We start from the raw sequence: 20,592 nt of genomic DNA, 5'->3' as shown, positions 1-20,592 counted from the left end.
GGGATCGGGCACCTCGCTCATCGTGGCGCGGGCCGGGGTGACGCACGGTCCGGCGTTCGGCCCCGATTCCGCCGCGCGCCACCGCGCCGCGGGGTACGTCGAGCTCGCGCTCCCGGCATCTTCGGGTCTGCGCCGCGACGTCGACACGCTCGATCAGCTGCGCGCCGCGGCATCACTCGCCCTCGGGCCGCGCACGCGCGCCCTCCTCGACGGCTGACGTTCTCGCCGCACCCGTCTGGGCGCCTACGTCCAGGAGAAGTGCTGCGTTGACGCCGAGCGTGCGGCTCGCCGACGATCACGCCGCGACGGGGCCGCGCCTACGCCCCCGCGCGCACCTCGGCGATCGTGAGCGCGAGGCGACGCCCGGTCGCCGCGTAGCCCTCGGTGCGGTGCGCGCGCGCGGCCGCGAGGCGCTCCTCGCTCGGGGTGCCGTACGTCGTCGTGCGCTGGCGCGCGGGTCGGCCGATCGCCGTGGCGAGCTCCTCGAGCTCGGCGACGGTCTTCTCCGAGCCGTTGTCGGCGCCGGCCATGCGGCTGATGGTCTCCTCCATGAGGGTGCCGCCGACGTCGTCCGCGCCGCCCTGCAGCATGAGCTGCGTGCCAGCGGTGCCGAGCTTGACCCACGAGGTCTGGATGCGGTCGATGCGCCCGTGCAGCAGGAGGCGCGCGACGGCGTGCACGGCCCGGTTCTCCTGCGCCGTCGGGCCGGGGCGCGCGACGCCCGCGAGGTAGACGGGCGAGCTCGCGTGCACGAACGGCAGCAGCACGAACTCGGTGAAGCCGCCGGTGTCGTCCTGCAGCGCCGCGAGCGTGCGCAGGTGCCCGACCCAGTGGGTCGGGTTGTCGACGTGCCCGTACATCATCGTGCTCGACGAGCGGATTCCGAGCCGGTGCGCGGTCGACACGATCTCGACCCACGTCGCGGCGGGCAGCTTGCCCTTCGTGAGCACCCAGCGCACCTCGTCGTCGAGGATCTCGGCGGCCGTGCCGGGGATCGTGTCGAGCCCGGCCTCCTTCGCGGCCGTCAGGAACTCGGCGAACGACAGGCCCGTCCGGGTCGCGCCGTTGACGATCTCCATGGGGCTGAAGGCGTGCAGGTGGATCTCGGGCTGCCGGCGCTTGACCTCGCGCGCGAGGTCGAAGTACGCGGTGCCGGGCAGGTCGGGGTGGATCCCGCCCTGCATGCAGATCTCGGTCGCGCCGAGGGCCCAGGCCTCGTCGACGCGGTCGCCGACCTGCGTCATCGACAGCGTGTAGGCGTCCGCGTCGGTGCGCCGCTGCGCGAAGGCGCAGAAGCGGCAGCCGGTGTAGCAGACGTTGGTGAAGTTGATGTTGCGGTTGACGACGTAGCCGATGGGGTCGCCGACGGTGTCGCGGCGCACGTCGTCGGCGAGCGAGGCGAGGGCGTCGAGGTCGTCGCCGTCGGCCTCGAGCAGCGTCAGGTACTCGGCGTCGGTGAGGCCAGCCGGGTCGGTCTCGGCGCGGCGCAGCGCTGCGCGCACGCCCGCCGACAGGGCGGGGGATGCCGTGCGCACCCTGGTCGTGTCGCCGACGGCCTCGCGCAGCTCGTCCCAGTCGCCGTACACGGCGTCGACGTCGCCGCGAGCCGCCGTGCGGCGCCCCTCGGTGTCGATCGCCGTGTGCAGGTCGACGCGGCCCGAGCCGGCCCAGTCGGGGTCGGGCTCCTGCCACGGCAGGCCGACGGGCAGCACCGACTCGTCCGCGAGGCCGTCGGGCGCGGCGAGCGCGCGCACGTGCGGCAGCACGCGCGGGTCGAGCCACGGCTCCTCGGCACGCACGTAGTGGGGGTGCGCGGTGAGGCGCTCGAGCAGCGTGAAGCCCGAGAGCGCGGTGAGGCGCGCGAGCTCGTCGATCTGCGGCCACGGCCGCTCGGGGTTGACGTGGTCGGGCGTCAGCGGGCTCACGCCGCCCCAGTCGTCGATGCCCGCGCGGATGAGCAGGCCGAGCTCCTCGGCGTCGGTGAGGTTGGGTGGCGCCTGCAGCCGCGCGCCCGGCCCGAGCACGAGCCGGCTGACGGCGACGGCGGCGATGTACTCCTGCAGGTCGAGGTCGTCGGCGGCGCGCATCGCCGTCCGCGGCTTCGCGCGGAAGTTCTGGATGATGACCTCCTGGATCGCCCCGAAGCGGCGCGAGGTCGCGCGCAGGGCGAACAGGCCGTCCACGCGCTCGGCGTAGGTCTCGCCGATGCCGAGCAGGAGCCCGGAGGTGAACGGCACGGAGGAGCGGCCGGCGTCCTCGAGGACGCGCAGGCGGACATCCGGGTCCTTGTCGGGGCTGCCGAAGTGCGCGAGGCCGCGCGTCTCGAACAGGCGCCGCGAGGTCGTCTCGAGCATCATGCCCATGCTCGGCGCGACGGGCTTGAGGCGCTGGATCTCCTCCCACGTCATGACGCCGGGGTTGAGGTGCGGCAGCAGACCGGTCTCCTCCAGCACGCGGATCGCCATCGCCCGCAGGTAGTCGATCGTCGAGTCGTAGCCGTGCGCGTCGAGCCACTCGCGCGCGGCGGGCCAGCGGTCCTCCGGCCGGTCGCCGAGCGTGAAGAGCGCCTCCTTGCAGCCGAGCGCCGCGCCCTGCCGCGCGACCTCGAGCACCTCGTCGGGGCTCATGAAGGGCGGCTTGCCCTGCGCCGCGAGCTGATTCGGGGTCTGCACGAAGACGCAGTAGTGGCAGCGGTCGCGGCACAGGTGCGTGAGGGGGATGAACACCTTGCGCGAGTATGTGATGACCCCGGGGCGCCCCGCGCGCTCCAGGCCCGCGTCGCGCACGCGGCTTGCGACGGCGAGCAGCCGGTCGAGGTCGTCGTGACGGCAGTGCAGCAGCGTCTCGGCCTCGGTCGCGTCGAGGGCGACCCCGTTCTCGGCGCGCTTGAGCGCGCGCGACAGGGCGGATGCGGTGGGCACGAATGCGGCGTCGGTCACGAGGTCTCCGTGGTCGGCCGGCGATCGCGGCACGGGCGGCCGCGGGCGCGAGCGGATCGGCTGCGGGCACGCCGACCCGCGGGGGAGGAGCGGGCGAGTGCCGCTCCGTCTCGAGCGCTCAAGACGGAGCGCACTGCGTGAGTGCCGCCAGCCTAGCCCCGCTGCGCGCCGTGCCCGTGCATCCCGCGGTCGCCGTCGCCGCGCTCGGGAGCCTCTCCGTTCACGCGGTCGGTGATGCGCTCCTCGACCTCGGCGAGGCGCTCGTCGGCCTCCTCCTGCGTGAGGTCGCCGTCGGCGACGTGCTTGCGTCTATGACCGGCGGCCGAGCTTCACGAGCGGACGCCCGGTCCGGCTCACGGCCGGCCGCGGAGCTCGAGCGCGAGGTCGAGCGCGTCGCGCGCGAGATCGGCCGCGGTGACGAGGTCGCGCATCCACAGCGGCACCGCGCGGGTCTCGATGCCGTCCGACTGGAGCGCGTCTACGGCGTCGGCGTCCTCCTCGCCAACGAGCCAGGCGTCGAGGAGCCCGCGAGCCCCGGTCGCCTGCCGGACGACCGTCGACCGGGCGCCGTAGTGCCGGGCGACGGCGGCGGCATCCGTCGCCACCCCGATCGCCGAGAGGCACTGATCGGCCATGCCGCGCACCGCGGCGCCGGCGATGATCGGCGAGACGCCGACGATCGTGCCGGGGGAGGCCGCGACCGCCTGCGCCATGCCGGGGACGGAGAGGATCGTGCCGATCGAGACGACGGGGTTCGACGGGGCGACGAGCACGACGTCGGCGTCGAGGAGGGCGCCGAGCGCGCCGACCGAGGGGATCGCGTGGTGCAGCCCGTGCTGGTGGAAGCGCAGGGCGGGGATGCCGGCGCGGTGCCGCGTCCACCACTCCTGGAAGTGCAGCTCGCGCTCGCCCGTGCCGTCGACCGCGCCCGGGTCGGAGACGACGACGTGCGTGTCGACCTCCTGGTCCGTCGCGGGGTGGAGGGTCACACCGAGCTCCCACCGCTCCTGCAGCCGCGCGACGACCTCCGAGGGCGAGGCGCCCGCGCGGAGCCACGCGGTGCGCGCGATGTGCGTGCCGAGGTCGAGGTCGCCGAGCGTGAACCACTCGGGCGTCACGCCGTAGGCGCGCAACTCGGCCGAGACGCGCTCGCTCTCGCCGACGCGGCCCCAGCCGCGCTCCTCGTCGTTCTGGCCGCTGAGCGTGTAGAGCATCGAGTCGAGATCGGGGGTGATCCGCAGACCCGCGAGCCACCAGTCGTCGCCCGTGTTGACGATGACGTCGACGGATGCTCCCGGCCGGTTCCGGCGGACCTCCTCGCGCACGCCGCGCACGAAGCGCGCCCCTCCGACGCCGCCCGCGAGCACAGTGATCCGCATGCCCCCACGCTAACCCGGGAGCCCTGCGTGCTCGTTCGTGCGCGCCCCTGTGCACGCGCGCATCCGCGGGCCTAGGTTTTACCCACGCGTCATTGGGCGAAACGAGCCGGAAACGCTCGCACCGCACACTGGCCCCAGTTCAACGATGAGAAGGGGTTTCATCAATGTCAGTCATCCGCGCCGCCATCACTCAGACCACCTGGACCGGTGACAAGGAGTCGATGATCGCGAAGCACGAGCAGTTCGCGCGCGATGCCGCAGCCGACGGAGCGCAGATCATCTGCTTCCAGGAGCTCTTCTACGGCCCGTACTTCGGCATCATCGAGGACGCCAAGTACTACGACTACGCCGAGCCCGCCGACGGCCCCATCGTCCAGCGCTTCGCCGCTCTCGCGAAGGAGCTGAAGATGGTCATGGTCCTCCCGATCTACGAGGAGGACATGCCGGGCGTGTACTACAACACCGCCGTCGTGGTCGACGCCGACGGCACGGTGCTCGGCAAGTACCGCAAGCACCACATCCCCAACCTCGACCGCTTCTGGGAGAAGTTCTACTTCCGCCCCGGCAACCTCGGCTACCCCGTCTTCGACACCGCCGTCGGCAAGGTCGGCGTGTACATCTGCTACGACCGGCACTTCCCGGAGGGGTGGCGCGAGCTGGGTCTCAACGGCGCCGAGATCGTCTTCAACCCGAGCGCGACGAAGCCGGGCCTCTCGAACCGCCTGTGGGAGCTCGAGCAGCCCGCCGCGGCCGCCGCGAACCAGTACTTCATCGGCGCCAACAACCGCATCGGCACCGAGAGCGACGAGTTCGGCGACCTCGCCGTGACGTTCTACGGCTCGAGCTACTTCGTCGACCCGCGCGGCAACTACGTCGGCGAGGTCGCGAGCCAGGACGAGACCGAGATCGTCACGCGCGACATCGACCTCGGGCTCATCCGCGAGGTGCGCAACTCGTGGCAGTTCTACCGCGACCGCCGGCCGGATTCGTACACCGCGACCACCCGCCCGTAATCCGCCCGCACCCGAAGGAGCACCATGAGCACCATCCTCATCACGGGCGGAACGGTCGTGAGCGCCACCGGGCGCGGCGCGGCCGACGTCCTCATCGACGGCGAGCGCATCGTCGCCGTGCTCGAGCCCGGCTCGACCCTGCTCGGCCACGACCTCGCCGCCTCCGTCGACGACGTCATCGACGCGACGGGCAAGTACGTCATCCCCGGCGGCATCGACGCCCACACCCACATGGAGCTGCCGTTCGGCGGCACCGCCGCGATCGACACCTTCGAGACCGGCACGATCGCGGCCGCGTGGGGCGGCACGACGAGCATCATCGACTTCGCCGTGCAGACGGCGGGGCAGAAGGTCTTCGACGGGCTGAGCGCGTGGCACGAGAAGGCCGCGGGCAACTGCGCGATCGACTACGGGTTCCATCAGATCGTGGGCGGGGTCGACGACGATTCGCTGGATGCTCTGCCGAAGCTCATCGATGAGGGCATCACGAGCTACAAGATGTTCATGGCGTACCCCGGCGTCTTCTACGCCGACGACGCCCAGATCCTCCGCGCGATGCAGGTCGCCGCCGAGCACGGCCTCATGACGATGATGCACGCCGAGAACGGCCCCGCGATCGACGTGCTCGTCGCGCAGCTGCTCGCGAAGGGCAAGACCGACCCGTACTACCACGGGGTCGCGCGCGCCTGGCAGATGGAGGAGGAGGCGACGCACCGCGCGATCATGCTCGCGAACCTCACCGGCGCGCCGCTCTACGTCGTGCACGTGAGCGCGAAGCAGGCGGTCGAGCAGCTCGCCGCCGCTCGCGACATCGGTCAGAACGTCTTCGGCGAGACGTGCCCGCAGTACCTGTACCTCTCGCTCGAGGAGCAGCTGGGCGCGGTGAGCGAGAAGTACGGCGCCTTCGAGGGCGCGAAATGGGTGTGCTCGACGCCGCTGCGCTCTCGCGCGGAGGGCCACCAGGACCACATGTGGCAGAGCCTGCGGACGAACGACATCCAGATGGTCTCGACCGATCACTGCCCGTTCTGCATGAAGGACCAGAAGGAGCTCGGCCTCGGCGACTTCTCGAAGATCCCCAACGGCATCGGCTCGGTCGAGCACCGCATGGACCTCATGTACCAGGGCGTCGTGACCGGGCAGATCACGCTCGAGCGCTGGGTCGAGATCACGAGCACGACGCCCGCGCGCATGTTCGGCCTCTACGGCAAGAAGGGCGTCATCGCCCCCGGTGCCGACGCCGACGTCGTCGTCTACGACCCGAACGGCCACACCTCGATCGGCATGCCGGTCGACGACGAGGGCCGCCCGACGGGCCGCAAGCACCACATGAACATGGACCACGCGGCGTGGGAGGGCTTCGAGATCGACGGGAAGGTCGACACGGTCATCTCGCGCGGCTCGGTCGTCATCCGCGACGACGCCTTCCACGGGCGGGCCGGGCACGGTCAGTACCTGCGCCGCGGCCTCAGCCAGTACCTCGTCTGAGCCTCCGAGTCATCGAGAGAAGAGCATCCATGGATTTCGGAGCAGTACTCCAGACCAACCCGCCCGCCAGCCGCACCGTCCACCTCGCGAAGCTCGCCGAGCAGTACGGCTTCAGCCACGTGTGGACCTTCGACAGTCACATCCTGTGGCAGGAGCCGTACGTCATCTACTCGGCGATCCTCGCCGAGACGCACCGCGTGAAGGTCGGCCCCTTCGTCACGAACCCCGCCACGCGCGACTGGACCGTCACGGCGAGCGTCTTCGCGACCCTCAACGAGATGTACGGCAACCGCACGGTAGTCGGCATCGGCCGCGGCGACTCGGCGGTGCGCGTCACGAACGGCAAGCCGACGACGCTCAAGGAGCTGCGGGAGTCGATCCACGTCATCCGCGAGCTCGGCAACTCGCGCGCCGTCGAGTACAACGGCACGATGCTGCAGCTGCCGTGGAGCCACGGCAGCGAGCTCGAGGTGTGGGTCGCCGCGTACGGCCCGCTCGCGCTCAAGCTCACGGGCGAGGTGGGCGACGGCTTCATCCTGCAGCTCGCCGACCTCGACATCGCGAAGTGGATGATCGAGACGGTGCGCACGGCGGCCGACAACGCCGGCCGTGACCCGATGAGCGTGAAGTTCTGCGTGGCCGCGCCCATGTACATCGGCACCGACTGGGATCACATGCGCAACCAGACGCGCTGGTTCGGCGGCATGGTCGGCAATCATGTCGCCGACATCGTCGCCAAGCACGGCGAGGGCTCGGAGGTGCCGCGGGCGCTCACCGACTACATCGCCGGGCGCGAGGGCTACGACTACAACACGCACGGCAAGGCCGGCAACGACCACGTCGACTTCGTTCCCGACGAGATCGTCGACCGCTTCTGCGTGCTCGGCTCGGCGCACGACCACATCGAGAAGCTCGAGGCGCTCCGCGACCTCGGGGTCGACCAGTTCGCGGGCTACCTCCAGCACGACAACAAGGAGGAGACGCTGCGCGTCTACGGCGAGACGGTCATCCCCGCGCTGCGCGGGGCCCGGCGGGCGACGGCGTGACCGACGCCGCGATCGCCCTCACGCCGCCGCGCCGGCGCGCGCGCGATCGCGGCGCACGGCTGCGGCTGTGGGGCTACGGGCTGCTCGGCATCCTGCTGCTCGCGGTCGGCTGGGAGCTCTACAAGGCCATCGGCCCCGCCGACGGCGTCGTCATCGGCGACGCGCGCGTGCTGCCGCGGACGAGCGACCTCGCGATGCCGCACGTGTGGGAGATGGCGACGCGACTGCTCGAGCCCGTGACGCGCGCCGAGGGCGCACGGCCCCTGTGGCTCGAGATCGTGCTCGCCGCGGCCCTCACGCTCGGCATCGCCGCGGCCGGCTGGGTCGTCGGCGTCGTCGTCGGCATCGCGCTCGCGCTCGTCATGCAGCGCTGGCGCCTCGCCGAGTCGGCGATGCTCCCGTGGATCGTGCTGAGCCAGACGGTGCCGCTCATCGCCTTCGCGCCGCTCGTGCGCAGCTGGGGCTCGCGGATCGAGATCGGCGCGTTCGAGTGGCAGGACTGGATGAGCGTCGCGGTCATCGCGAGCTACCTCGCGTTCTTCCCCGTCGCCGTCGGCGCGCTGCGCGGGCTGCAGGCGCCCGACGCGATCCACCTCGAGCTCCTGCGCACCTACTCGGTCGGCTGGTGGGCGACGCTGCGCAGCGTCCGTCTGCCCGCCGCCGTGCCGTACCTGCTGCCCGCTCTGCGGCTCGCCGCGGCGAACGCCGTCGTCGGCGCAATCGTCGCCGAGGTCTCGACGGGGCTCCAGGGCGGCATCGGCCGACTCATCATCCAGTACGCCGGCCAGGCGAGCGGCGACCCGGCGAAGGCGTGGGCCCCCATCGCGGGCGCCGTCGCCCTCGGCCTCATCGCCGCGGGATCCGTCGCGATCCTCGGCCTCATCTTCCGGAACTACCGACGCGCGGAGGCGACGCAATGACCCCCACCAGCACCCCGATCTCCACCACCATCACGTCCGCCGTGAGCGCGCGGGGCGTCGACAAGACGTTCTCGACCAAGCAGGGCGAGGTCGTCGCGCTCAGCGGCATCGACCTCGACGTCGCCCCCGGCGAGTTCATCTCGCTCATCGGTCCCTCCGGCTGCGGCAAGTCGACCCTGCTGCGCATCATCGCCGACCTCGACTCGCCGACCTCGGGCACCGTCGAGGTCTTCGGCACGAGCGCCCACCAGGCGCGGCTCGACCAGCGCTACGGCATCGCGTTCCAGCAGGCGGGCCTCCTGCCGTGGCGCACCGTCGCCGGCAACATCGCCCTCCCGCTCGAACTGCACGGCGTCGGGCCGGCCGAGCGCGCCGCGCGCGTCGACGAGCTCGTCGCGCTCGTCGGCCTCGGCGACTTCGCCCAGAAGTTCCCCGACCAGCTCTCCGGCGGCATGCAGCAGCGCGTCGCGATCGCGCGCGCCCTCGCCGAGAAGCCCGCCCTCCTGCTCATGGACGAGCCCTTCGGCGCGCTCGACGAGATGACGCGCGAGTACATGCAGACCGAGCTGCTGCGCATCGCCGCCGAGACGGGCGCCGCAGTCGTTTTCGTCACCCACTCCATCCCCGAGGCGGTGTACCTGAGCGACCGCGTCGTCGTCATGTCGCCGCGCCCCGGTCGTATCGCCGACATCGTGCCGATGCGCCTCGGGCGCGCCGCCGATCGCGCCGACGACCTGCGGGAGGACGGCGCGTTCTTCGAGATGATCACCGCGGTGCGCGAGGCGCTCCACGGCACCCCGGTCTCCGGGCCGCGCGGAGTCGAGACGCGATGAGCGCGACCGCCACGAGCCGAGCGAGGCCGGGTCGGGCCGCCCCCGCCGTCGAGCGCGCGCCGAGCACGGCCGAGCGCATGCTCGCGCCGGTCATCCTCGGCGTCGTCGTCATCGCGCTGTGGCAGCTGCTCGCCGGGAGCGGCCTCATCGAGGCCTATCTCCTTCCGAGCCCCGCCGCGATCGGCGAGGAGATCGCCGCGTTCGCGCCGTCGATGGCGAGTGCCGCGGGCCTCACAGGCCTCAACGCGCTCATCGGGCTCCTGGCCGGCACGATCGTCGGCATCGTCGCGGCGCTCCTCGCCTCCGCTGCTCGCCTCGTCGACGGGATGCTCGCGCCGATCGTCGCCGCCCTCGCGGTCGTGCCGATCGTGGCCCTCGCCCCCGTGCTCAACACCGCGTTCGGCGCGGACGCGCAGACCGGCCGGCAGCTCATCGCGGCGCTCGCCGCCTTCGTGCCGGTCTTCATCAACACCGCGAGGGGCCTGCGGCAGACGCGTCCCGTGCACCGCGACCTCATGCGCGCCTACGCCGCGACGCCCTGGCAGACCATGAAGACGATCACGCTGCGCACCGCCGCGCCCTTCACCTTCACGGGCATCCGTCTCGCGTCGTCGCTCGCCGTGATCTCGGCGCTCGTCGCCGAGTACTTCGGCGGCCCGCGCGGCGGGCTCGGCGGGCTCATCTCGACCTCGGCGGCCTCGAGCGCGTATGCCCGCGCCTGGGCGTACGTCGTCGCCGCGATCGTGCTCGGCCTCGCCTTCTACCTCGTCGCGCTCGCCATCGAGCGCGCCGTCTCGCGTCGCGGCTGACGCGGGAGCACCCCCGTTCCTGACCACCAGACCCCGCACCACACCACCCGGGAATCACTGAAAGGACACGACATGATCCACAGCACTCGTCGCCTCGCGACGATCGGCGCGCTCGGCCTCACCGCCGCGCTCGCACTCTCCGCCTGCTCCGCCGACACGGGAGGCACCGACGGCGGCTCGGGCGGCTCCGGCGGCGACGAGCTCACCGAGGTCAAGCTGCAGCTGCAGTGGCTGCCGCAGGGCCAGTTCGCCGGCTACTTCGCCGCGCAGGACCAGGGCTACTTCGAGGAGGCCGGCCTGGACGTCGAGATCATCCCCTCCGGCGGCGACATCGTGCCGCAGGACGCCCTCGCGAACGGCGATGTCGACTACGCGATCGCCTGGGTGCCGAAGGTGCTCGGCTCGATCGAGGCCGGCGCGAACGTCACCAACATCGCGCAGATCTTCCAGCGCTCCGGCACGCTGCAGGTCGCGTGGGCCGACAGCGGCATCGAGTCGGTCGCCGACTTCGAGGGCAAGAAGATCGGCTCGTGGGGCTTCGGCAACGAGTGGGAGATCTTCGCGGCCATGGCCGAGGAGGGCCTCGACTCGTCGACGGTCGAGATCATCACGCAGGACTTCAACATGAACGCCTTCCTCTCCGGCGACATCGACGCGGCGCAGGCGATGACGTACAACGAGTACGCGCAGGTGCTCGAGACGGTGAACCCCGAGACGGGCGAGCTGTACACGGCCGACGACCTCAACGTCATCAGCTACGAGGACACCGTCGGCGCGATGCTGCAGGACGCGATCTGGGCCGACACCGAGCGCCTCGAGAGCGACGAGGAGTACCAGGAGACCACGGTCGCCTTCCTCAAGGCCGTCATCAAGGGCTGGGTGTACGCCGCCGAGAACCCGGAGGACGCCGCGCAGATCACGATCGACGCCGGCTCCGGCTGGGGCCCGAGCCACGAGCTGTGGATGGTCAACGAGACCAACAAGCTCATCTGGCCGGCTCCGGACGGCATCGGCTACATCGACGAGGGCGCGTTCGACGACACCGTCGCCGCCGCGCTGAGCGCCGTCAACGAGTCGGGTGCGAGCCTCATCACCGAGGAGCCCGGCGAGGGCGTCTGGACGAACGAGTACATCGAGCGGGCTCTCGCCGAGCTCGATGAGGAGGGCGTCGACGTCTTCGGCGAGGGCTTCGAGCCCATCGAGGTCGAGCTCATGGAGGGCGGCAACTAGTCCGCTCCGCACCACCTGCGGGGGCGGGATGCCCGAGTCGGGCATCCCGCCCCTTCTTCGTCCCCGGCTCTCAGCCGACAGGCCGCACGATTGCCCCATGACGTTCGACGCCACGCGCGCCGCTGGCCGGGAGCGGCTCGCCGACTTCGTCCCCCGAGCCGGCCGCGCCTACGCCGCCGAGCGTCTGGGCGCGGTACGGCGCGGCGATCGCGCCGGCGTTCGAGGGGCTCAGCGCCGCCGATCGCGCGACCTACGACGACGCCGTCGCCGGCCGCACGGGCATCGACGGCTTCGACGACTGGGCGCGCGAGCTCGTCGAGCTCGGCTACCTGCACAACCACGCGCGCATGTGGTTCGCGAGCATCTGGATCTTCACGCTGCGCCTGCCGTGGCAGCTCGGCGCCGACTTCTTCCTGCGCCACCTGCTCGACGGCGACCCCGCGTCGAACACGCTCTCCTGGCGGTGGGTCGCGGGCCTGCAGACGGTCGGCAAGACGTACCTCGCGACGACGCAGAACATCGACTTCGCGACCGAGGGCCGCTTCCGCCCCACGGGGCTCGCGACCGAGGCGATCCCGGTGAGCGACGACGCGCCCGTGCCGCCTCCGGCCGCGCCGCCCGGGGTCGTCGCCCCGCCGCGCGGGCCCGTCGCGCTCCTGCTGCACGAGGACGACCTGCACGCCGAGAGCCTCGCCGCGCAGCTCGAGGAGGCCGGAGCCGAGGTCGTCGCCGTCGCGAGCCCGGCGGCGGGGGAGGAGCGCTCCCCGATCGGGACGCGCGGCCCGCTCGTGGCCGAATTCACCGCGCACGCGCTCGCCGATGGCCGCGATCGCGCGGCGACCGCCTTCGGGGCGCCGGCGAGCGCGCTCGACGGGATGCGGGCATCCGCCCTCATCGAGTGGGCGCGCGCCCACGGCGCGACGGCCCTCGTGACCCCGTACGCGCCCGTCGGACCCGCCCGCGCGAAGCTCGACGCGGCCTCGGCCGAGCTCGCCGCCGAGGGGCTGCCGCTCACGATGCTGCTGCGCGAGTGGGACGCGACGGCGTGGCCGCACGCGACGCGCGGGTTCTTCCCGTTCCGCGAGCGGATCCCTGCGCTCCTGCGCACTCAGAGAATCGGCCGGGACGGACGATAATGAGCACCATCCCGTCCCTCCGACTCAAGGACCGATAGCGATGACCGACACTCTGAACCGGTCGCACACCACCCAGCCCGACCTCGACCCGGCCGACGGCGCCCGCGCCCTCGAGCTCGATCGCCAGTACGTCTTCCACTCGTGGAGCGCGCAGGGCGCCCTCGCCCCGTTCGTCATCGCGGGCGCGGCGGGCTGCGAGGTCTGGACGTACGACGGCGAGCGCTACCTCGACTTCTCGAGCCAGCTCGTCAACACCAACATCGGCCACTCGCACCCGAAGATCGTCGCGGCGATCCAGCGGCAGGCCGCCGAGCTCGCGACGGTCGCCCCTGCGCACGCGAACCTCGCGCGCGGCGAGGCGGCGAAGCGCATCGTCGAGAAGGCCGGCCCCGGCTTCGCGAAGGTCTTCTTCACCAACGGCGGTGCGGATGCCATCGAGAACGCCATCCGCATGGCGCGCCTCACGACGCGCAAGCACAAGGTCATCTCGACCTTCCGCAGCTACCACGGCAACACGGGCGCCGCGATCGCCGCGACGGGCGACTGGCGGCGCATGCCCAACGAGTACGCGTGGGGCCACCTGCGCGTGTTCGGGCCGTTCCTGTACCGCAGCGAGTTCCACGCGACGACCGAGACCGAGGAGTGCGAGCGCGCCCTCCAGCACCTCGAGCGCACCATCCAGGCCGAGGGGCCCGACACGATCGCCGCGATCGTGCTCGAGTCGGTGCCGGGCACGGCCGGCATCTTCTCGCCGCCCGCCGGCTACCTCGCGGGCGTGCGCGCGATCTGCGACCGCTACGGCATCGTGTGGATCGCCGACGAGGTCATGGCCGGCTTCGGCCGCACGGGCGAGTGGTTCGCCTGGCAGGGCGAGGCCGTCAACCCCGAGGGCGTCGTCCCCGACCTCATCGCTTTCGCGAAGGGCGTGAACTCCGGCTACGTGCCGGTCGGCGGCGTCGTCATCTCGCCCGAGATCGCGGCGGCGTTCGATGAGCGCGTCTTCCCCGGCGGGCTCACCTACTCGGGCCACCCGCTCGCGATGGCCTCGATCGTCGCCTCGATCGACGCCATGACCGACGAGGGCATCGTCGAGAACGCGAAGATGATCGGCGAGAAGCACCTCGGCCCCGGCCTGCGGGCGCTCGCCGAGAAGCACGACATGATCGGCGAGGTGCGCGGCCTCGGCGTCTTCTGGGCGCTCGACCTCGTCACGGATCGCGAGACCCGCGAGCCGGTCGCCGCGAGCGTCATCGGGAAGCTCAAGGCCGAGCTCATGAAGCGGCACGTGCTGCCCTTCGCGGCCGACAACCGAATCCACGTCGTGCCGCCGTGCATCGTCACGCCGGAGGAGGTCGAGCGCGCGCTCGTCGCCTACGACGAGGCCTTCGCGGCCGTCGCCGCGGGCTGAGAGCCGGCGCGCGCACCGCGCGAGCCGCCTGCATCGACGGCGGGCGGGCATCCCGAATCGGATGCTCGCCCGCCGTCGTGCGAGAATGGAGCGTTATGCCTACCTCCCCCTACCGCGTCGACGTGCGCGACCTCATGCACCGCGCCGGCGAGATGCGCGAGAAGTCGCTCGCCTTCGACGTGCCCGAGCAGCTCGGCGCGTCGGTCGTGACCGTTCCGCAGGGGACGCCCATCGAGATCGACCTGCGGCTCGAGGGCCTGCACGAGGGGATCCTGGTCTCGGCGACCGTCGTGACGACCGCCGTCGGCGACTGCGTGCGCTGCCTCGACCGCGTCGAGCTGCCGCTCGAAGTCGAATTCCAGGAGGTTTTCGCGTATTCTCCTGACGACGCCTTCGACTACACGGTTCACGACAACCACGTGGATTGTGAACCTGTTGTTCGGGATGCGGTAGTGCTGTCGCTGCCGTTCCAGCCGGTGTGCCGACCTGATTGCCCCGGTCTCGACCCCGAGACCGGCGAGCGACTGGCCGACCACCCGGAGCGGAAGCCGCGCGAGATCATCGATCCGCGCTGGGCCGCTCTGCAGGGCTTTGCGGCAGAAACCACCGACGGTACCGACTAGAGCACGAACCCACTAAGACTCCGGCGCCCTTGCGCGCCGACACGAGAGAGAGAAGAGATCATGGCTGTTCCCAAGCGGAAGATGTCGCGCTCGAACACGGCTTCGCGTCGCTCGCAGTGGAAGGCGCAGGTTCCGACCCTCGTCAAGTCCATCGAGAACGGCAAGGTCGTCTACAGCCTGCCGCACCGCGCCCGCGTGGTCGAGGACTCGGCGGGTACCCCGCTGTTCCTCGAGTACAAGGGCCGCAAGGTCGCCGACGTCTGACGTGTCCGGCGCCGCGTCGTCTCAGCAGAGGCGGACGCCCGCTCGCGCCCGCGAGAGCACTCCCGATCGCTCGGAGCTCACGCGGGCGCTCGGCGTATCCGTCGACCCCGAGCTGCTCGAGGTCGCGCTGACCCACCGCTCGTGGGCGTACGAGAACAACGCGCCGCGCAACAACGAGCGTCTCGAGTTCCTCGGCGACGCCATCCTCGGGCAGGCCGTCACGGTCATGCTCTACTCGCGCTACCCCGACCTCGACGAGGGTGACCTGGCCAAGCGCCGCGCCTCGCTCGTGTCGGCCGTCGCGCTCTCGGAGGTCGCGCGCACGATCGGCCTCGGCGACCACCTCAAGCTCGGCAAGGGCGAGGAGCTGACGGGCGGCCGCGACAAGTCGTCCATCCTCGCCGACACGCTCGAGGCGCTCATCGGCGCGACCTTCCTCGATCTCGGCGACGACGCCGCGACCGACCTCGTGCTGCGCCTCGTCGCTCCGCTCGTCGCCGACCCCACGCGCTTCGGCGCCGCCATGGACCCGAAGACCTCCCTCCAGGAGCTCGCCGCCCAGCGCGGCCACGGCCTGCCCGTCTACGAGCTCACCGACACCGGCCCCGACCATTCGAAGCGCTTCACCGCGACGGTGCTGCTCTCGGGCGAGGCGATCGCGTCGGGCGAGGGCACGAGCAAGAAGCAGGCCGAGATGGCCGCCGCGCTCTCCGCCTGGACGACGCTGCAGGGTCGACCCTCGGCCTGATGCCCGAGCTCCCCGAAGTCGAGGTCGTCCGGCATGGCCTCGTCCCCGCCATCACGGGCGCGACGATCACCTCGGTGCGCGTGCTCGACGAGCGCTCGCTGCGCCGGCACGACGGCCCCGCCGAGGACTTCATCGACCGCCTCACGGGCGCCCGCATCGACTCGGCCGTGCGCCGCGGCAAATTCCTGTGGATGCCCGTGGCCGTCGGCGACGCCGCCCCCGTCGGCGAGACGGGCGCGTTCGGCGACCCGGTCGAAGCGGTCGTCGTCCACCTGGGCATGAGCGGCCAGGTGCTGCTGCGGAGCGTCGACGCGGAGGTCGCCCCGCTCACGCGCATCGTGCTCGGCCTCGCGCATCCCGATCACGGCGCCCTGCGCGTCGACTTCGTCGACCAGCGCATCTTCGGCTCGATGGCGCTCGACGCGCTCGCCCGCACGCCCGACGGGGCGCCGGGCGGGTACGGCAGCCCGCTGCCGCTCGTGCCGGGGCAGGTGGCGCACATCGCGCGCGACCCGCTCGACCCCGCGTTCGACGAGGCGCGGTTCCTCGCGGCGCTGCGCGCGCGCCGAACGGGCATCAAGCGGGCCCTGCTCGACCAGGGCCTCGTGAGCGGCATCGGCAACATCTACGCCGACGAGTCGCTGTGGGCCGCGCGCCTGCACTACGACCAGCCGACCTCGACGATCTCGACTCGGAAGGCGCGCGAGCTGCTCGGCGAGGTGCGCGCCGTGCTGCGCCGCGCGCTCGAGGAGGGCGGCACGAGCTTCGACGCGCAGTACGTCGATGTCAACGGCGCCTCCGGCTACTTCAGCCACTCGCTGCGCGCGTACGGGCAGCACGGCTCGCCGTGCTCGCGCTGCGGGCGGATGCTCGTGCGCGAGCAGTTCATGAACCGCGGGTCGCACTTCTGCCCCCGCTGCCAGCGCCTGCGCGCGGTGCGCGGCGCGGCCTGAGCCGCGGGCGCTGCGGTGCGATGCCTGCGCTGCCAGCCCTGCTCCGAGTCGCCCGCCGCGTCGCCGGCGGCGTCTATCGGTCAGTCGTTGACGCGCCCGCCGGCGATGGCCGCGACGAGTGACCGATAGACGCGTCAGCCGGCAGGGTTTCGGTGAGCGGCCAGGTCCTTCCGCCACGCGCCCTCGTAGATGAACGGCCGGAACCCGAGCGCCTCGTTGACGTCGAGCATGTGCCGGTTCTCCTCGGCGTTGTAGGTCGTGATCGCCCGGCGCTCGGGGTGGCGCTCCTGCAGCAGGCGCAGGTTCTCGGCCTTGAGCAGCAGGCCCAGTCGGTGGCCGCGGTGCTCGCGCAGCACGAGAGTGTCCTCCTGCCAGGGCGAGCGATCCGCCTCGGTCGGGACGGCGATCTCGGTGAACCCGACGAGCGCGCCGCTCGCGACGTACTCGACGGCGGTCGTCAGCGCGATCCGCACGCCCGCGTTGGCCTCCTCATCGGTGAGGAGTCGCTCGACCGTCCAGGCGTCCTCCGGCTCCTCGAGCCCAGCGCTCGGCGCGTCGGTGCTCATGCGCGTGAGGAGGTGCACGATGCCCTCGCGCCACTGCGGCGGCGTCCGGTCGACCCACGAGTGGAGGCGGTACTGCGCCTCCGGCGCCGAGGCGCGAGCGCGAGCCGTGGCGGCAGCGAGGAGCTCGGGGTCGACGGGCAGCAGCAGGCGCGAGCCGCGCTCGACCTGCTCGAGCGAGTAGCCGAGGTCGCGCAGCAGCCGCACCTCGGGGTTGCCGGCCGGGACGGAGCCGAACCCGGTGGGGGCATCCACGCGCTCGATCTCGCCGGACGGGCCCGCCGCCGACCCGCCCGCGGGCTCGGGCGAGGGCGCGTACACGATGAACTTCGAGCGCCCCTCGGCCCGCGCCGCCTCCTCGAGCGCGAGGCTCAGCGCGCGCCCGATGCCGCGCCGGCGGAAGTCCGGGTGCACCTCGGCGATCATCCACGCCGTCTCGGTCTCGTCGACGCGCCGCTCGCACACCCCGCGTGCGACGATGCGCCCGTCGACGCGCGCGACGAGCAGGGTCTTCGGCTCGTGGGGGTCGAGCCAGCCGGGCAGGAGCAGCTCGGCGCTCGCCGCGACGTCGTCCGTGCCCGCGTCGTGGACGCGCACCGCGTTGCGCACGTCGACGCTCGCGCGGAAGTCCTCCGCCCCGGGCGCGTCGAGGCTCGGCGGGATGCTCAACTGCTCGATCGTGAACGTCGTCATCACACGCCTCCTGAACCGTCGGCCAGCCCGCCAGGCTACAGCGCACCGAGCCGCTACGGTAGGGGACGATCGCCACCCCACCCCCGAGACGGAGCGCCGCGTGCACCTGAAGAGCCTGACTCTCAAGGGCTTCAAGTCGTTCGCGCAGCCGACCACGTTCCAGTTCGAGACGGGCGTGACGTGCGTCGTCGGGCCCAACGGCTCGGGCAAGTCGAACGTCGTCGACGCCCTCGCCTGGGTCATGGGCGAGCAGGGCGCGAAGACCCTCCGCGGCGGCACGATGAGCGACGTCATCTTCGCCGGGACCGCGACGCGCGGGCCGCTCGGTCGCGCCGAGGTGCAGCTGACGATCGACAACTCCGACGGGATGCTCCCGATCGAGTACACGGAGGTCACGATCTCGCGCACGCTGTTCCGCAACGGCGGCAGCGAATACGCGATCAACGGGCAGTCGTGCCGGCTCCTCGACGTGCAGGAGCTCCTGAGCGACTCCGGTCTCGGCCGCGAGATGCACGTCATCGTCGGCCAGGGGCAGCTCGACGCGGTGCTGCACGCGAGCCCGGAGGAGCGCCGCGGCTTCATCGAGGAGGCCGCCGGCATTCTCAAGCACCGTCGCCGCAAGGAGAAGACGGTCCGCAAGCTCGAGGCGATGCAGTCGAACCTCACGCGCCTCAACGACCTCGCGGGCGAGATCCGCCGCCAGCTGACCCCGCTGGGGCGCCAGGCCGAGATCGCGCGCGAGGCGCAGACGATCGCGGCGATCGTGCGGGATGCCCGTGCGCGCCTCCTCGCGGACGAGGTCGTCGCCCTGCGCGCCTCGCTCGCCGATCACCAGCGCTCCGAGAGCGAGCGCACGAGCGAGCGCATCGTCGTGCAGGAGCAGCTCGATCAGGCGCGCATCCGCGTCTCGCGCATCGAGAGCCAGATGGTCGGCGACGCCGTCGACGGCGCGCGCCGCACCTCGTTCGCGCTCGAGCAGGTGCAGGAGCGCGTGCGCTCGCTCAGCTCGCTCGCGCAGCAGAAGCTCACGCTCCTCAGCCAGCAGTCCGAGCTCCCCGGCATGCAGTCCACGGTCACGCAGGCGATGGTCGACGAGGCGCTCGCCGAGGCGGAGGCCCTGCAGTCGGGCGTCGCCGACGCCGAGCGCGCGGTCGGCGAGGCGGCGGCCCGCACTGCCACCGCACGCGCGGCCCTCGACTCGCTCGACGAGGAGATCGCGGCTCAGTCGGCCCTCGTCTCGCAGCACGACCTCGAGCTCGCCGGCCTCGCGAGCCGCGTCGACGTCGCGCGCTCGACCCTCGCGGCAGCGCGCGGCGAGCTGCTGCGCCAGGAGCACTCGCTCGAGGCCGCTCGCGCCCGGCAGGAGTCCTCGCGCGCCGAGCTCGCGTCCCTTCCCGCGCTCGAGGACGCCGCGGATGCCGACGCCGAGCTCGACGCCGCCCTCGCCGCCGCCGACGCGCGCGTGGCGTCGCTGTCGTCGACGATCGACTCCGAGCGGGATGCCCTGCACGCCCTCGAGCGCGAGCGCGACGCTCTCGCCGCTCGCGTGAGCGCCCTCTCGCAGGCGATCGACTCGGGAGACGGCGCGAGCGGCCTCATCGGCTCGGCCGGAGTACGCGGACTCGTCGCCGACCACCTGCAGGTGAAGCCGGGCTTCGAGGCCGCGATCGCCGCAGCGCTCGGCACGCTCGCCGAGGCCGTCCTCGTCGACGACCTCGATGCCGGGCTCGCGGCGCTCGAGCGCGCGCGCGACGCCGAGGCGGGGCGCGTCGAGGTCGTCCTCGCCGAGCTGCGCACCGCGTCGGCGCCCACGACGGGCCTGCGCTCGACTGGCGGCCTGACCCCCGCGATCGACGTCGTCACCGCTCCGCCCGGCGTCGCCGACCTGCTGTCGCGCACCCTCATCGCCGACGATCTCGCCGCCGCACGCGCCGCGTGGCCCGCGATCGAGCGGCTCGGCGCGGTGACCGACGCCGTCAACGTCGTCACGCGTGAGGGCGACGTCCTCACGCGCTCCGTCCTCCGCGGCGGGTCGGGCGCCGGCCGCAGCCGCCTCGAGCTCGCGGCCGAGCGCGACGCCGCGGCCGAGCGCCTCGCCGACGTCTCGACCGGCATCGAGCGCGCCCGCTTCACCCTCGATGAGTCGCGCTCCGCTCTCGCCGACGCCCGCCGCGTCGCGACCGAGGCGCTCGCGGCGGTCCGCGATCAGGATGCGCAGCGCGCGGCCCGCAGCGAGCAGGTCTCGCGCGCCCGTGCGCAGGCCGAGGCCGCCGAGGCCGAGGCCGCGCGCCTCGCCGCCTCCCTCGAGAAGGCGCAGGAGGTCGTGCGCGAGGCCGAGTCCGGCGTCTCGCGCGCCGAGAGCGCCCACGCCGATTTCGCCGCGCGCCCCCGCCCGATGCTCGACGCGAGCGCGCGCGACGGTCTCGTCGGCGAGCTCGAGACGGCCCGCGCGACCGAGATGGAGCGCCGCATCGAGCTCGAGACCGCGCGCGAGCGCGTCCGCGCCGAGCGCGACAAGGCCGTGCAGCTCGAGCGCCGCCGCGAGGC

At 72.4% G+C, this 20,592-nt stretch carries 17 protein-coding genes and 1 pseudogene; 15 read left to right on the top strand and 3 right to left on the bottom strand.

Annotation, left to right across the window (positions count from 1 at the left end; translation table 11 throughout):
* A pseudogene (locus tag Q7T15_RS10550) lies at positions 1 to 217 on the top strand (2-phospho-L-lactate guanylyltransferase); the annotation flags it as partial.
* Positions 218 to 317: 100 nt separating this feature from the next.
* On the opposite strand, the gene Q7T15_RS10545 reads toward Q7T15_RS10550, so the two are convergent.
* Together Q7T15_RS10545 and cofD are read right to left on the bottom strand one after the other, a co-directional pair.
* Positions 318 to 2,939 (bottom strand): bifunctional FO biosynthesis protein CofGH, encoded by a 2,622-nt coding sequence (locus Q7T15_RS10545; protein WP_304696046.1) that lies wholly within the window; start codon positions 2,937 to 2,939, stop codon positions 318 to 320.
* 353 nt (positions 2,940 to 3,292) lie between these two features.
* Positions 3,293 to 4,318 (bottom strand): 2-phospho-L-lactate transferase, encoded by a 1,026-nt coding sequence (gene cofD, locus Q7T15_RS10540; RefSeq protein ID WP_304696044.1) that lies wholly within the window; start codon positions 4,316 to 4,318, stop codon positions 3,293 to 3,295.
* A 164-nt stretch (positions 4,319 to 4,482) separates the two neighbouring features.
* Here cofD and Q7T15_RS10535 point away from each other — a divergent pair, with 164 nt between their 5' ends.
* The 13 genes from Q7T15_RS10535 to mutM all read left to right on the top strand — a co-directional run bounded on the left by Q7T15_RS10535 (position 4,483) and on the right by mutM (position 16,789).
* Positions 4,483 to 5,331 (top strand): nitrilase-related carbon-nitrogen hydrolase, encoded by an 849-nt coding sequence (locus tag Q7T15_RS10535; protein WP_304696042.1) that lies wholly within the window; start codon positions 4,483 to 4,485, stop codon positions 5,329 to 5,331.
* Positions 5,332 to 5,355: 24 nt separating this feature from the next.
* On the top strand, positions 5,356 to 6,819 hold the full coding sequence (gene hydA, locus Q7T15_RS10530) for a dihydropyrimidinase (RefSeq protein ID WP_304696040.1): 1,464 nt from the start codon (positions 5,356 to 5,358) through the stop codon (positions 6,817 to 6,819).
* A 29-nt stretch (positions 6,820 to 6,848) separates the two neighbouring features.
* Entirely contained in the window at positions 6,849 to 7,865 is a 1,017-nt protein-coding gene (locus Q7T15_RS10525; RefSeq protein WP_304696038.1) for a TIGR03842 family LLM class F420-dependent oxidoreductase, read from the top strand.
* Positions 7,862 to 8,785 (top strand): ABC transporter permease, encoded by a 924-nt coding sequence (locus Q7T15_RS10520; RefSeq protein ID WP_370689141.1) that lies wholly within the window; start codon positions 7,862 to 7,864, stop codon positions 8,783 to 8,785. Before Q7T15_RS10525 ends, Q7T15_RS10520 begins: the two co-directional genes overlap by 4 nt.
* Positions 8,782 to 9,618 (top strand): ABC transporter ATP-binding protein, encoded by an 837-nt coding sequence (locus Q7T15_RS10515; RefSeq protein ID WP_304696036.1) that lies wholly within the window; start codon positions 8,782 to 8,784, stop codon positions 9,616 to 9,618. The genes Q7T15_RS10520 and Q7T15_RS10515 overlap by 4 nt, the downstream gene beginning before the upstream one ends.
* Positions 9,615 to 10,427, top strand: a complete 813-nt coding sequence (locus Q7T15_RS10510) for an ABC transporter permease (protein ID WP_304696034.1) — start codon at positions 9,615 to 9,617, stop codon at positions 10,425 to 10,427. Before Q7T15_RS10515 ends, Q7T15_RS10510 begins: the two co-directional genes overlap by 4 nt.
* Positions 10,428 to 10,499: 72 nt before the next feature.
* Positions 10,500 to 11,657, top strand: a complete 1,158-nt coding sequence (locus Q7T15_RS10505; RefSeq protein WP_304696032.1) for an ABC transporter substrate-binding protein — start codon at positions 10,500 to 10,502, stop codon at positions 11,655 to 11,657.
* Positions 11,658 to 11,779: 122 nt separating this feature from the next.
* Complete coding sequence (locus tag Q7T15_RS10500) at positions 11,780 to 12,793, top strand: FAD-binding domain-containing protein (protein WP_370689142.1); 1,014 nt, start codon at positions 11,780 to 11,782, stop codon at positions 12,791 to 12,793.
* A gap of 40 nt (positions 12,794 to 12,833) precedes the next feature.
* Positions 12,834 to 14,201, top strand: a complete 1,368-nt coding sequence (locus Q7T15_RS10495; RefSeq protein WP_304696030.1) for an aspartate aminotransferase family protein — start codon at positions 12,834 to 12,836, stop codon at positions 14,199 to 14,201.
* 95 nt (positions 14,202 to 14,296) lie between these two features.
* A complete protein-coding gene (locus Q7T15_RS10490; RefSeq protein ID WP_304696028.1) occupies positions 14,297 to 14,824 on the top strand; it encodes a DUF177 domain-containing protein in 528 nt (175 codons plus the stop codon).
* A gap of 60 nt (positions 14,825 to 14,884) precedes the next feature.
* On the top strand, positions 14,885 to 15,088 hold the full coding sequence (gene rpmF, locus Q7T15_RS10485; protein WP_304696026.1) for a 50S ribosomal protein L32: 204 nt from the start codon (positions 14,885 to 14,887) through the stop codon (positions 15,086 to 15,088).
* Position 15,089: 1 nt separating this feature from the next.
* Positions 15,090 to 15,836 (top strand): ribonuclease III, encoded by a 747-nt coding sequence (gene rnc / locus Q7T15_RS10480; protein ID WP_304696024.1) that lies wholly within the window; start codon positions 15,090 to 15,092, stop codon positions 15,834 to 15,836.
* Positions 15,836 to 16,789 carry a bifunctional DNA-formamidopyrimidine glycosylase/DNA-(apurinic or apyrimidinic site) lyase gene (mutM, locus tag Q7T15_RS10475; protein ID WP_304696022.1) on the top strand — a complete coding sequence of 318 codons (954 nt, stop codon included), beginning with the start codon at positions 15,836 to 15,838 and terminating at the stop codon, positions 16,787 to 16,789. The genes rnc and mutM overlap by 1 nt, the downstream gene beginning before the upstream one ends.
* A gap of 134 nt (positions 16,790 to 16,923) precedes the next feature.
* Here mutM and Q7T15_RS10470 read toward each other — a convergent pair whose 3' ends face one another.
* Positions 16,924 to 18,045 carry a GNAT family N-acetyltransferase gene (locus Q7T15_RS10470; RefSeq protein ID WP_304696020.1) on the bottom strand — a complete coding sequence of 374 codons (1,122 nt, stop codon included), beginning with the start codon at positions 18,043 to 18,045 and terminating at the stop codon, positions 16,924 to 16,926.
* A 100-nt stretch (positions 18,046 to 18,145) separates the two neighbouring features.
* On the opposite strand from Q7T15_RS10470, the gene Q7T15_RS10465 reads away from it, so the two are divergent.
* On the top strand, positions 18,146 to 20,592 hold a 2,447-nt coding region (locus Q7T15_RS10465), incomplete at its 3' end, for a chromosome segregation SMC family protein (protein WP_304696018.1).

Origin of the sequence: Microcella sp. (assembly GCF_030645145.1) — a bacterium.
In the GTDB taxonomy this organism is placed as follows: domain Bacteria; phylum Actinomycetota; class Actinomycetes; order Actinomycetales; family Microbacteriaceae; genus Microcella.
This window is presented reverse-complemented; position numbering and strand designations above follow the sequence as displayed.